Source organism: Streptomyces sp. NPDC093546 (assembly GCF_044765045.1).
Lineage (GTDB): Bacteria > Actinomycetota > Actinomycetes > Streptomycetales > Streptomycetaceae > Streptomyces.
In genome coordinates this window covers 94873-107968 of the sequence record NZ_JBIWJG010000007.1, presented here as the reverse complement: position 1 = coordinate 107968, position 13096 = coordinate 94873, and the positions used below count along the sequence as shown (strand labels likewise).

The following is a 13096-nucleotide window of genomic DNA, read 5'->3' as shown; positions in this document are numbered from 1 at the left end:
TGGGGGGCATGGGACAGCACACCGCCATCGAAAGGCTCGACCTCGGGTACTTCGTCCGCCCCGCCGCCGAGGCGGGCACCGAGCACCCGCGTGTCGAGCCCGTACTCGCGTACCTCGTACGGCACGAGGCCGGGCTCCTGCTCTTCGACACCGGCCTCGGTGCCGGAGACCCCGAGGCGGAGGCGCACTACCGGCCGCGCCGCAAGGATCTCGTCGCGGCGCTCGCGGCGCGCGGCGTGACGCCGGACGACATCGACATCGTCGTGAACTGCCACCTCCACTTCGACCACTGCGGCGGGAACCCGCTCCTCGCGGGCCGTCCCGTCCTCGTCCAGCGCGGCGAACTCGCCACCGCCCGCGCCGGCGACTACACCATCGACGCGCTCGTCGACTTCCCCGGCGCCCGCTACGAGGAGCTCGACGGCGAGGCCGAGGTGTGGCCGGGGGTCCGTGTCGTCCCGACGCCCGGGCACACGGCCGGGCACCAGTCCCTGGTGCTCTCCGGGAGCGAGGGCACCACGGTGCTGGCGGGGCAGGCGTACGACTTCGCCTCGGAGTTCGCGTCCGACGAGATGGCCCGCCGCGCCCGCGCCGAGGGGGTCGAGCAGTTCGAGGGCCGCTACCGGCCGTGGCTGGACCGGCTCGCCGAGCTCAAGCCGAGCCGCGTCCTCTTCGCGCACGACCGGTCGGTGTGGGAAGGGCGCATGCCGGCGCCCCGGTAGCCTGTGCGCCCGTGATCGAAACCCTCATCTGGATCGTCGTCGGCCTGGTCGCGATCGGTCTCTACCTGAGCTGGACCGCGGGCCGGCTCGACCGGTTGCACGCCCGGATCGACGCCGCCCGCGCCGCGCTCGACGCCCAGCTCGTACGGCGTGCGTCCGTCGCCCAGGAACTGGCCACCTCCAAGGTGCTGGACCCGGCGGCGTCGATCGTGCTGTACGAGGCGGCGCACGCGGCCCGGCAGGCCGAGGAGGAGCACCGCGAGGTCGCCGAGAGCGAGCTCAGCCAGGCGCTGCGCGCGGTGTTCGGGGAGCCGGAGCAGATGGAGGCGGTCCGGGAGGCGCCCGGCGGCGAGGAAGCGGCCCTGGAGCTCGCGGCGGCGGTGCGCCGGGTGCCTATGGCACGGCGGTTCCACAACGACGCCGTACGGGCGGCGCGGGCGCTGCGCAGGCACCGCACGGTGCGCTGGTTCCGGCTGGCGGGCCACGCGCCGTTCCCGATGGCGTTCGAGATGGACGACGAGCCCCCCGTGGCACTCGCGGACCGGCCGTAACGCCCACACCGTGGGAAAAACGAGCCACCACCTCACTATTGGCCCTTGATGTGGACTGGCCGCGCCGGGTTTCCTCAATGTTGTCGAAAACCCCCTGTTCTTTCGAGTGAGGTCCCTCGTGTCCAGCACGCTCCCCACCACCCCGCAGTCCCCCGAGACCGGCACCGCCCGCGTGAAGCGCGGCATGGCCGAGCAGCTCAAGGGCGGCGTGATCATGGACGTGGTCAACGCCGAGCAGGCGAAGATCGCCGAGGACGCCGGCGCCGTCGCGGTCATGGCCCTGGAGCGGGTCCCCGCCGACATCCGTAAGGACGGCGGCGTGGCCCGGATGTCCGACCCGAACATGATCGAGGAGATCATCGACGCGGTCTCCATCCCGGTCATGGCCAAGTCCCGCATCGGCCACTTCGTCGAGGCCCAGGTGCTGCAGTCCCTCGGCGTCGACTACATCGACGAGTCCGAGGTCCTCACCCCGGCCGACGAGGTCAACCACTCCGACAAGTGGGCCTTCACCACCCCCTTCGTCTGCGGCGCCACCAACCTCGGTGAGGCCCTGCGCCGCATCGCCGAGGGCGCGGCCATGATCCGCTCCAAGGGCGAGGCCGGCACCGGCAACGTCGTCGAGGCCGTCCGCCACCTGCGCCAGATCAAGAACGAGATCGCCAAGCTGCGCGGCTTCGACAACAACGAGCTGTTCGCCGCCGCCAAGGAGCTGCGCGCCCCGTACGAGCTCGTCAAGGAGGTCGCCGAGCTCGGCAAGCTGCCGGTCGTGCTGTTCTCCGCCGGTGGCGTCGCCACCCCCGCCGACGCCGCGCTGATGCGCCAGCTGGGCGCCGAGGGCGTCTTCGTCGGCTCCGGCATCTTCAAGTCGGGCGACCCGGCCAAGCGCGCCGCCGCCATCGTGAAGGCCACCACCTTCTACGACGACCCGAAGATCATCGCCGACGCCTCCCGCAACCTGGGCGAGGCCATGGTCGGCATCAACTGCGACACCCTCCCCGAGACCGAGCGCTACGCGAACCGCGGCTGGTAGGGCACAGAACACCATGAGTGACACCCCCGTGATAGGCGTCCTGGCCCTCCAGGGCGACGTACGGGAGCACCTGATCGCCCTGGCCGCGGCGGACGCCGTGGCCAGGCCGGTCCGGCGCCCCGAAGAGCTCGCCGAGGTCGACGGCCTGGTCATCCCCGGCGGCGAGTCCACCACCATCTCCAAGCTGGCCGTGCTCTTCGGGCTCATGGAGCCCCTGCGCGAGCGCGTCGAGGCGGGCATGCCCGTCTACGGCACCTGCGCCGGCCTGATCATGCTCGCCGACAAGATCCTCGACCCGCGCTCGGGCCAGGAGACCCTCGGCGGCATCGACATGATCGTGCGGCGCAACGCCTTCGGGCGGCAGAACGAGTCCTTCGAGGCGGGCGTCGAGGTCGCGGGCATCGACGGCGGCCCCGTGGAAGGCGTCTTCATCCGCGCCCCCTGGGTCGAGTCGGTCGGCGCCCAGGCCGAGGTCATCGCCGAGTACGACGGCCACATCGTCGCCGTACGGCAGGGCAACGCGCTCGCCACGTCGTTCCACCCGGAACTGACGGGCGACCACCGCGTCCACGGCCTGTTCGTGGAGATGGTGCGCGCCGCCCGCTGATCCGATCCCGGTAGGATCTCTGGGGTTCGTTCTGAAATGGGTTACGCGAAGGAGACAGGCAGATGTCCGGCCACTCTAAATGGGCTACGACGAAGCACAAGAAGGCCGTGATCGACGCCAAGCGCGGCAAGCTCTTCGCGAAGCTGATCAAGAACATCGAGGTGGCGGCCCGCACCGGCGGCGGCGACCCGGACGGTAACCCGACGCTCTACGACGCCATTCAGAAGGCGAAGAAGAGCTCCGTCCCGAACAAGAACATCGACTCCGCGGTCAAGCGCGGCGCCGGCCTGGAGGCCGGTGGCGCCGACTACGAGACGATCATGTACGAGGGGTACGGGCCGAACGGTGTCGCCGTGCTCATCGAGTGCCTCACCGACAACCGCAACCGCGCCGCCTCCGACGTCCGGGTCGCCATGACCCGCAACGGCGGCTCGATGGCCGACCCGGGCTCGGTCTCGTACCTGTTCAACCGCAAGGGCGTCGTCATCGTCCCCAAGGGCGAGCTGACCGAGGACGACGTGCTCGGCGCGGTCCTGGACGCGGGTGCCGAGGAAGTCAACGACCTCGGTGAGAGCTTCGAGGTGATCAGCGAGGCCACCGACCTGGTCGCGGTGCGCACCGCCCTCCAGGAGGCCGGCATCGACTACGACTCGGCCGACGCCAACTTCGTCCCGACCATGCAGGTCGAGCTGGACGAGGAGGGCGCGCGCAAGATCTTCAAGCTGATCGACGCGCTCGAGGACAGCGACGACGTGCAGAACGTCTTCGCCAACTTCGACGTCTCCGACGACGTCATGGCGAAGGTCGACGCCTGACGGGCGACACCTGACGCAGCGGTACGCGACGGGCCGGCAAGGGACACGTACCTTGCCGGCCCGTCGCGTTGTCAGTGCCACCCGATAGCCTGCACAAACAGCTGAACGGCTGAACGAAGGAGGGGTGGCGTGCGCGTTCTCGGGGTGGACCCAGGGCTGACGCGGTGCGGCGTCGGCGTCGTCGAGGGCGTCGCCGGCCGTCCGCTGACGATGCTCGGCGTCGGAGTCGTGCGCACACCGGCCGACGCGGAGACCGGACACCGTCTCGTCGCCATCGAGCGCGGCATCGAGGAGTGGCTGGACGAGCACCGGCCCGAACTGGTCGCCGTGGAGCGCGTCTTCAGCCAGCACAACGTCCGTACGGTGATGGGCACGGCCCAGGCCAGCGCCGTCGCCATCCTGTGCGCCTCGCGCCGCGGACTGCCCGTCGCCCTCCACACCCCCAGCGAGGTGAAGGCCGCCGTCACCGGCAGCGGCCGCGCCGACAAGGCGCAGGTCGGCGCCATGGTGACCCGGCTGCTGCGGCTCGACGCCCCGCCGAAACCGGCCGACGCCGCCGACGCCCTCGCCCTCGCCATCTGCCACATCTGGCGGGCCCCCGCCCAGAACCGGCTCCAGCAGGCCGTCGCCGCCCACCGGGCCACGAACCAGGCCACGAACCAGGCCACGAACCGGGCCACGAACCAAGCCATGACCGTGAAAGGCCGTACCGCATGATCGCCTTCGTGAGCGGCCCCGTCGCCGCCCTCGCACCGACCACCGCCGTGATCGAGGTCGGCGGCATCGGCATGGCCGTCCAGTGCACGCCGCACACGATCGCCGGCCTGAAGGTGGGTCAGGATGCCCGCCTCGCCACCTCGTTGGTCGTACGGGAGGACTCCCTCACGCTGTACGGCTTCGCCGACGACGACGAGCGCCAGGTCTTCGAGCTGCTCCAGACGGCGAGCGGCGTCGGCCCCCGCCTCGCGCAGGCCATGCTCGCCGTGCACAGCCCCGACGCGCTGCGTGCCGCGGTGGCCTCCGGCGACGAGAAGGCGCTCACCGCCGTGCCCGGCATCGGCAAGAAGGGCGCCCAGAAGCTGCTGCTCGAACTCAAGGACCGGCTCGGCGAGCCCATCGGCTCGGTACCCGCCGCCCGCGCAGCGACGACCGTCCGCTCCTGGAGCGACCAGCTGCACGCCGCCCTGATCGGCCTCGGCTACGCCACCCGCGAGGCCGACGAGGCGGTCGCCGCCGTCACCCCGCAGGCCGAGGCGGTCGGCGGCGAGCCCCAGATCGGGCAGCTCCTCAAGGCCGCGCTCCAGACCCTCAACCGCACCCGCTGACCCCACGAGGCATTCCACTGTGAACTGGGACGACACCGCACCCCCGGCCGACGACACCGCGACCGCCCCCGGCGAGCGGCTGGTCGGAGCCGCCGCCGACGGCGAGGACCAGGCCGTCGAGGCCGCCCTGCGCCCCAAGTCGCTGGACGAGTTCGTGGGCCAGGAGCGGGTGCGCGAGCAGCTGGACCTGGTCCTCAAGGCAGCCCTGGCACGCGGGGCCACCGCCGACCACGTCCTGCTCTCCGGCGCCCCCGGCCTCGGCAAGACCACCCTCTCCATGATCATCGCGGCCGAGATGGGCGCCCCCATCCGGATCACCTCCGGCCCCGCCATCCAGCACGCCGGCGACCTCGCCGCGATCCTCTCCTCCCTCCAGGAGGGCGAGGTCCTCTTCCTCGACGAGATCCACCGGATGTCCCGGCCCGCCGAGGAGATGCTCTACATGGCGATGGAGGACTTCCGCGTCGACGTCATCGTCGGCAAGGGCCCCGGCGCCACCGCCATCCCGCTGGAGCTGCCGCCCTTCACCCTGGTCGGCGCCACCACCCGGGCCGGCCTGCTGCCGCCCCCGCTGCGCGACCGCTTCGGCTTCACCGCGCACATGGAGTTCTACGCCCCCGGCGAACTGGAGCGCGTCATCCACCGCTCCGCCCGGCTCCTCGACGTCGAGATCGAGGCCGACGGCGCCGCCGAGATCGCCGGCCGCTCCCGCGGCACGCCCCGCATCGCCAACCGCCTGCTGCGCCGCGTCCGCGACTACGCCCAGGTCAAGGCCGACGGCGTGATCACCCGCGAGATCGCCGCCACCGCGCTCGCGGTGTACGAGGTGGACGGCCGCGGTCTCGACCGGCTCGACCGCGCGGTGCTCCAGGCGCTCCTCAAGCTCTTCGGCGGCGGCCCGGTCGGGCTGTCCACGCTCGCCGTCGCCGTGGGCGAGGAGCGCGAGACCGTCGAGGAGGTCGCCGAGCCCTTCCTCGTACGGGAAGGCCTGCTGGCCCGTACGCCCAGGGGGCGGGTCGCGACGCCCGCCGCGTGGGCCCACCTCGGCCTCGTACCGCCGCAGGCCCAGGGCGCGGGAAGCGGACAACAGGGGCTGTTCGGGGCGTGACGGCGAGGTCACTCGCCGGGCCCGGAACCACGGTGCCATGCTGGGCGTTGTTCCATTGATGCGGACTCGCCTAGACTCCGCCGATGCCGACCCTTCGGTCGGCGTACCCACCCCCGAAGACCAGGCCGCGGCCGACCCCGACGCCGACCGCGACCGTGCGAAGGATTTGTCGTCCCGTGGATATCGTGACCCTTCTCCCGTTCATCGTCCTCATCGGGGCCATGTTCCTGATGACCCGCTCCGCCAAGAAGAAGCAGCAGCAGGCAGCGGCGATGCGCAACCAGATGCAGCCCGGTTCCGGCGTGCGGACGATCGGGGGGATGTACGCCACCGTCAAGGAGGTCGGCGACGACACGGTCCTCCTCGAGGTCGCCCCGGGCGTCCACGCCGTCTACGCGAAGAACGCGATCGGCGCCGTCCTCGAGGACGAGGAGTACAACCGCATCGTCCACGGTGACACGACCGGCACCGACGCCGATGCCGACGAGGCCGTCGTCCCGGACGACATCTCCTCGCTCACCGAGGGTGACAAGATCGACCTGGGCAAGAAGGACGCGGCCGACGACGCCGGCACCGCTCCCGAGGCGATCGACGCGACCAAGGACGCCAAGGACGCCAAGAGCGACGACAAGAGCGACGGCGACACCGACGCGAAGTAAGGCTGGCATCATCCGGGGACCGCGCGACGCCGCGTAGCGGCGGACCGCGGTCCGCGCGTCCGTGCCGACACACGCGGGGGAATCCCCACACCACTTCGTGGCCGCCTCGACGCTCACCCGGCGCGTGGCGGTTGGACAGGGAGAAACGAGAAGGTGGCAGCACCCAAGAAGGGCAGAGGACAGGCGACGGGGGGCCAGGGCAGGCCAGGGCGTGCCCTGGCCCTGATCCTGATCGTCATGGGCGCCCTGATCGGCGGGATGTTCGCGTCCGGGGACCTCACCCCGCGCCTGGGCATCGACCTCGCCGGCGGCACGAGCATCACGCTCAGGGCGGAGAACCAGCCCGGTAAGCCGGACTCCATCAACGACACCAACATGCAGACCGCGATCGGCATCATCGAGCGCCGCGTCAACGGTCTGGGTGTCTCGGAGTCGGAGGTCCAGCAGCAGGGCGAGCGGCACATCATCGTCAACATCCCCAAGGCGACGGACCCCAAGCAGGCCCGTGAGCAGGTCGGCACCACCGCCCAGCTGTACTTCCGGCCGGTGCTGACCGCCGCCGGCAGCGGCCCCGTCGGGGAGCCGCCCGCCGCGAGCGGCTCTCCGAGCCCCAGCGCCAGCCCCAGCGGCAAGGCCACGCCCAGTGGGAAGGCGACCCCTTCGCCCAGCGCCACCACCCAGGGCCGTGCCGTCCCGGACGCCCTGAAGAAGGCCCCCTCGCCGTCGGCGACCACCTCCGGCAAGCCGGCCCCGTCCGGCAGCCCCTCCGGCACCCCGTCCGGCGCCCCGAAGCCGTCCGGCTCCGCCGACGCGGGCACCGCCGCCCTGGACGCGCAGTTCGCCGCCCTCGACTGCCGTCCGAAGGGCGAGAACAAGGAAGTGCCCAACCCGGCGCGCAACGCCGACCCGGCCAAGCCCACCGTGGCCTGCGGCAGCGAGGGCGACGCCAAGTACATCCTCGGCCCGTCCGAGGTCGAGGGCACGGACGTCGACGAGGCCAAGGGCGTTCTCGACCCGCAGCGCGGCATCTGGATCGTCCAGCTCGGCTTCACCGACAAGGGCGCCAAGAAGTTCGCCGCCACCACCGGCAAGCTCGCCTCGCAGGCCCCGCCGATGAACCAGTTCGCGATCATGCTCGACGGCCAGGTGGTCTCCGCCCCGTCCGTCAACAGCGTCATCGGCGGCGGCAGCGCCGAGATCACCGGCAGCTTCAACCAGGACACCGCCACCGACCTGGCCAACATCCTGTCCTACGGCGCGCTCCCGCTGTCCTTCGAGGAGGAGAGCGTCGACACCGTCAGCCCGGCGCTCGGCGGTGAGCAGCTCATGGCCGGTCTGATCGCCGGTGCCATCGGCCTCGCGCTCGTCGTGATCTACCTGGTGGTGTACTACCGGGGCCTGGCGCTCATCGCGCTCCTCAGCCTCCTCGCCTCCGCGGTCCTCACCTACGCCCTGATGTCGCTGCTCGGCCCGGCCATCGGCTTCGCGCTGAACCTGCCGGCCGTCTGCGGTGCCATCGTGGCGATCGGCATCACCGCGGACTCGTTCATCGTGTACTTCGAACGCATCCGTGACGAGATCCGCGAGGGCCGCACGCTCCGCCCGGCCGTCGAGCGGGCCTGGCCGCGCGCCCGGCGCACGATCCTCGTCTCCGACTTCGTGTCGTTCCTCGCCGCCGCGGTGCTGTTCATCGTGACCGTCGGCAAGGTCCAGGGCTTCGCGTTCACGCTCGGCCTGACGACCCTCCTCGACGTCGTCGTCGTGTTCCTCTTCACCAAGCCGCTGATGACGCTGTTCGCCCGGACGAAGTTCTTCGGCAGCGGCCACGCGTGGTCGGGTCTGGACCCGAAGCGCCTCGGAGTCAAGCCTCCGCTGCGCCGCTCGCGCCGCTCCGCCTCCGTGACCATCGACCCGAAGGAGGCGTGAGATGTCACGACTCGGCACCCTCGGCGCCCGCCTGTACCGCGGTGAGGTCGGTTACGACTTCGTCGGCAAGCGGATGCTCTGGTACGGCGTCTCCATCCTGATCACCATCACGGCCATCGCCGGCCTGATGGTCCAGGGCCTCAACATGGGCATCGAGTTCAAGGGCGGCGTGGTCATCACGACCCCCAAGACCTCGGTCTCCGTCGCCGAGGCCCGGGACGCCACCGCGGAGGTCTCCGGCCACACCCCGATCGTCCAGGAGCTGGGCAACGGCGGCCTGCGCATCCAGATCAGCGACGTCGACACGGCTCAGGCGGACAAGATCGCCGCAGCCCTCTCCGACGACCTGAAGGTCCCCGAGGACCAGCTCAACGCCCAGCAGGTCGGACCCAGCTGGGGCGAGCAGATCGCCAACAAGGCCTGGACGGGCCTCGGCGTCTTCATGATCCTCGTGGTGATCTACCTCGCGATCGCCTTCGAGTGGCGCATGGCGGTCGCCGCGCTGATCGCCCTGATCCACGACCTCACCATCACGGTCGGCATCTACGCCCTGGTCGGCTTCGAGGTCACGCCCGGCACCGTGATCGGTCTGCTCACGATCCTCGGTTACTCCCTCTACGACACCGTCGTCGTCTTCGACGGTCTCAAGGAGGCGTCGAAGGACATCACCAAGCAGACCCGCTGGACGTACAGCGAGATCGCCAACCGCAGCCTCAACAGCACCCTGGTGCGCTCCATCAACACCACCGTGGTGGCGCTGCTGCCGGTGGCGGGTCTGCTCTTCATCGGCGGCGGCTTCCTGGGCGCCGGCATGCTGAACGACATCTCGCTGTCGCTCTTCGTCGGCCTCGCCGCCGGCGCGTACTCCTCGATCTTCATCGCCACGCCGCTCGTCGCCGACCTCAAGGAGCGCGACCCGAGCATGAAGGCGCTGAAGAAGCGCGTCCTGGCCAAGCGCGCCGCCGCCGCCAAGGGCGAGTCCGCCGGCGCCGACGCCACGGACGGCGGCGCCGAGCCGCAGGACGGCGCGGACCGGGACGCCGAGGACGCGACGCCCGCCGGGGCGGTCGTCGGCCAGCGCCGTCAGCCGACCCGCGGCCGGGGGAAGCGGCGATGACCGTCAGCAGCACACAGGAGCTCCTGCTCAGCCGCATCCGGGACGTCCCGGACTACCCCAAGCCCGGCGTGGTCTTCAAGGACATCACCCCGCTGCTCGCCGACCCGCAGGCGTTCCACGCGCTCACCGGCGCGCTGGCCGAGCTCTGCGTCCGCAGCGGCGCCACCAAGATCGTCGGCCTGGAAGCGCGCGGCTTCATCCTGGCCGCGCCGGTCGCCGTCACGGCGCAGCTGGGCTTCATCCCCGTCCGCAAGGCGGGCAAGCTGCCCGGCGCCACACTGAGCCAGGCGTACGACCTGGAGTACGGCTCCGCCGAGATCGAGGTGCACGCCGAGGACCTCCTCCCCGGTGACCGCGTGATGGTCATCGACGACGTCCTCGCCACCGGCGGCACCGCCGAGGCCTCGCTGGAGCTCATCCGGCGGGCCGGCGCGGAGGTCGCGGGCGTCGCGGTCCTCATGGAGCTCGGCTTCCTGGGCGGCCGGGCCCGCCTGGAGCCCGCTCTGGGCGGCGCGCCGCTGGAGGCCCTCATCACGCTCTGACCACGCGAGGCAGGCACGTACGACGACGGGCGCCCCGGGGAACACCCCCGCGGCGCCCGTCGGCGTACCGCCTTCCCCGTCCGCAACCGCGTGAAGCACCCGGCCGCCCGGGTCGATACCATGGGTGTCCGGGCTCGACCGGGGGACCCGGGACCCGCACGAGGAGCGCTCTTGCCAGACGAGGCCCAGCCACTCTCCGCCGCGAAACCCGACCAGCGGGCCGACCAGGCCGCGGCGTCCCCAGCCACGCCCCAGAACCGGAACGAGCCCGCGGAGGGCGCGCCCAGGCCCCCGGCCACTCCGCAGCGCGCCTCCGGCCCGGCCCCCGTCTCGGCCCCGAAGCCCACCCCGACCGCCGCCGCCCGCTCCGGCGGCTCCTCCAACCGCGTCCGCGCCCGCCTCGCCCGGCTCGGCGTGCAGCGCTCGTCGCCGTACAACCCGGTCCTGGAGCCCCTGCTGCGCATAGTCCGCAGCAACGACCCGAAGATCGAGACGTCGACGCTCCGCCAGATCGAGCGCGCCTACCAGGTCGCCGAGCGCTGGCACCGCGGCCAGAAGCGCAAGAGCGGCGACCCGTACATCACGCACCCGCTCGCCGTCACCACCATCCTCGCCGAGCTCGGCATGGACCCCGCGACGCTGATGGCGGGCCTCCTCCACGACACCGTCGAGGACACCGAGTACGGCCTGGAGCAGCTGCGCAAGGACTTCGGCGACCAGGTCGCCCTCCTCGTCGACGGCGTCACCAAGCTCGACAAGGTCAAGTTCGGCGAGGCGGCGCAGGCCGAGACCGTCCGCAAGATGGTCGTCGCCATGGCCAAGGACCCCCGCGTCCTGGTCATCAAGCTCGCCGACCGCCTGCACAACATGCGCACCATGCGCTACCTCAAGCGGGAGAAGCAGGAGAAGAAGGCGCGCGAGACCCTGGAGATCTACGCGCCGCTCGCCCACCGCCTGGGCATGAACACCATCAAGTGGGAGCTCGAGGACCTCGCCTTCGCGATCCTCTACCCCAAGATGTACGACGAGATCGTCCGCCTCGTCGCCGAGCGCGCCCCCAAGCGCGACGAGTACCTCGCCACCGTCATCGACGAGGTCCAGTCCGACCTGCGCGCCGCCCGCATCAAGGCCACCGTCACCGGGCGGCCGAAGCACTACTACAGCGTGTACCAGAAGATGATCGTCCGCGGCCGCGACTTCGCGGAGATCTACGACCTGGTCGGCATCCGCGTCCTCGTCGACACGGTCCGCGACTGCTACGCCGCCCTCGGCACCGTCCACGCGCGATGGAACCCGGTCCCCGGCCGGTTCAAGGACTACATCGCGATGCCGAAGTTCAACATGTACCAGTCGCTCCACACGACGGTCATCGGCCCCAACGGCAAGCCGGTCGAGCTGCAGATCCGCACCTTCGACATGCACCGCCGCGCCGAGTACGGCATCGCCGCCCACTGGAAGTACAAGCAGGAGGCCGTCGCCGGCGCCTCCAAGGTGCGCACCGACGTACCGAAGAAGCCCGGCAAGGACGACCACATCAACGACATGGCGTGGCTGCGCCAACTGCTCGACTGGCAGAAGGAGACCGAGGACCCGAGCGAGTTCCTGGAGTCGCTGCGCTTCGACCTCTCCCGCAACGAGGTCTTCGTCTTCACCCCGAAGGGCGACGTCATAGCGCTGCCCGCCGGGGCGACGCCGGTCGACTTCGCGTACGCCGTCCACACCGAGGTCGGCCACCGCACCATAGGAGCCCGGGTCAACGGGCGGCTCGTCCCGCTCGAGTCCACCCTCGACAACGGCGACCTGGTGGAGGTCTTCACCTCCAAGGCCGCCGGCGCCGGCCCCTCCCGCGACTGGCTCGGCTTCGTCAAGTCGCCCCGGGCGAGGAACAAGATCCGCGCCTGGTTCTCCAAGGAGCGCCGCGACGAGGCGATCGAGCAGGGCAAGGACGCCATCGCGCGCGCCATGCGCAAGCAGAACCTGCCGATCCAGCGCATCCTCACCGGCGACTCACTGGTCACGCTGGCGCACGAGATGCGCTACAGCGACATCTCGTCGCTGTACGCGGCGATCGGCGAGGGCCATGTCACCGCCCAGTCCATCGTCCAGAAGCTGGTGCAGGCCCTCGGCGGCGAGGAGGCCGCCAGCGAGGACATCGCCGAGTCGGCGCCGCCGAGCCGCGGCCGCGGCAAGCGCCGCACCAAGGCCGACCCGGGCGTCGTGGTCAAGGGCGTCGAGGACGTGTGGGTCAAACTGGCCCGCTGCTGTACGCCGGTGCCGGGCGACCCGATCATCGGCTTCGTCACCCGCGGCAGCGGCGTATCGGTTCACCGCGCCGACTGCGTCAACGTCGACTCGCTCTCGCAGCAGCCCGAGCGGATCCTCGACGTCGAATGGGCGCCGACCCAGTCGTCCGTCTTCCTGGTCGCCATCCAGGTCGAGGCGCTGGACCGCTCCCGGCTCCTGTCGGACGTCACCCGCGTCCTGTCCGACCAGCACGTCAACATCCTGTCGGCGGCCGTCCAGACCTCCCGCGACCGCGTCGCCACCTCACGCTTCACCTTCGAGATGGGCGACCCCAAGCACCTGGGCCACGTCCTGAAGGCGGTGCGCGGCGTGGAGGGCGTGTACGACGTGTACCGCGTGACCTCGGCCCGCCGGCCGTAACAAGGCACGGAAAAGGGCCTCCCCGCC

Annotated in this window: 13 protein-coding genes; all 13 read left to right on the top strand. The window is 71.2% G+C overall.

Annotation, left to right across the window (positions count from 1 at the left end; genetic code table 11):
• The first annotated feature begins 8 nt into the window (after positions 1–8).
• The 13 genes from ACIRNI_RS17570 (at position 9) to ACIRNI_RS17510 (ending at position 13069) form a co-directional block, all read left to right on the top strand.
• The gene (locus ACIRNI_RS17570) at positions 9–722 is read left to right on the top strand and encodes an N-acyl homoserine lactonase family protein (protein WP_403552294.1); all 714 of its coding nucleotides are present in this window, start codon (positions 9–11) and stop codon (positions 720–722) included.
• Positions 723–733: 11 nt separating this feature from the next.
• On the top strand, positions 734–1273 hold the full coding sequence (locus tag ACIRNI_RS17565) for a hypothetical protein (RefSeq protein ID WP_403552293.1): 540 nt from the start codon (positions 734–736) through the stop codon (positions 1271–1273).
• Between the two features lie 184 nt (positions 1274–1457).
• Entirely contained in the window at positions 1458–2306 is an 849-nt protein-coding gene (gene pdxS, locus ACIRNI_RS17560) for a pyridoxal 5'-phosphate synthase lyase subunit PdxS (RefSeq protein ID WP_403552531.1), read from the top strand.
• Between the two features lie 13 nt (positions 2307–2319).
• A complete protein-coding gene (gene pdxT, locus ACIRNI_RS17555) occupies positions 2320–2913 on the top strand; it encodes a pyridoxal 5'-phosphate synthase glutaminase subunit PdxT (RefSeq protein WP_403552292.1) in 594 nt (197 codons plus the stop codon).
• A gap of 62 nt (positions 2914–2975) precedes the next feature.
• On the top strand, positions 2976–3728 hold the full coding sequence (locus ACIRNI_RS17550) for a YebC/PmpR family DNA-binding transcriptional regulator (protein ID WP_351823323.1): 753 nt from the start codon (positions 2976–2978) through the stop codon (positions 3726–3728).
• A 129-nt stretch (positions 3729–3857) separates the two neighbouring features.
• On the top strand, positions 3858–4445 hold the full coding sequence (ruvC, locus tag ACIRNI_RS17545) for a crossover junction endodeoxyribonuclease RuvC (protein ID WP_403552291.1): 588 nt from the start codon (positions 3858–3860) through the stop codon (positions 4443–4445).
• Positions 4442–5053, top strand: a complete 612-nt coding sequence (gene ruvA / locus ACIRNI_RS17540) for a Holliday junction branch migration protein RuvA (protein ID WP_403552290.1) — start codon at positions 4442–4444, stop codon at positions 5051–5053. Before ruvC ends, ruvA begins: the two co-directional genes overlap by 4 nt.
• Before the next feature lie 19 nt (positions 5054–5072).
• On the top strand, positions 5073–6161 hold the full coding sequence (gene ruvB / locus ACIRNI_RS17535; protein ID WP_355365610.1) for a Holliday junction branch migration DNA helicase RuvB: 1089 nt from the start codon (positions 5073–5075) through the stop codon (positions 6159–6161).
• Between the two features lie 176 nt (positions 6162–6337).
• A complete protein-coding gene (yajC, locus tag ACIRNI_RS17530; protein WP_403552289.1) occupies positions 6338–6820 on the top strand; it encodes a preprotein translocase subunit YajC in 483 nt (160 codons plus the stop codon).
• A 153-nt stretch (positions 6821–6973) separates the two neighbouring features.
• Positions 6974–8746, top strand: coding sequence for a protein translocase subunit SecD (gene secD / locus ACIRNI_RS17525; protein ID WP_403552288.1), 1773 nt, complete (start codon positions 6974–6976; stop codon positions 8744–8746).
• 1 nt (position 8747) lies between these two features.
• Complete coding sequence (gene secF, locus ACIRNI_RS17520) at positions 8748–9863, top strand: protein translocase subunit SecF (RefSeq protein ID WP_403552287.1); 1116 nt, start codon at positions 8748–8750, stop codon at positions 9861–9863.
• A complete protein-coding gene (locus tag ACIRNI_RS17515; protein ID WP_355365598.1) occupies positions 9860–10405 on the top strand; it encodes an adenine phosphoribosyltransferase in 546 nt (181 codons plus the stop codon). The genes secF and ACIRNI_RS17515 overlap by 4 nt, the downstream gene beginning before the upstream one ends.
• A gap of 171 nt (positions 10406–10576) precedes the next feature.
• The gene (locus tag ACIRNI_RS17510) at positions 10577–13069 is read left to right on the top strand and encodes a RelA/SpoT family protein (protein ID WP_403552286.1); all 2493 of its coding nucleotides are present in this window, start codon (positions 10577–10579) and stop codon (positions 13067–13069) included.
• The last annotated feature ends 27 nt before the right edge of the window (positions 13070–13096 follow it).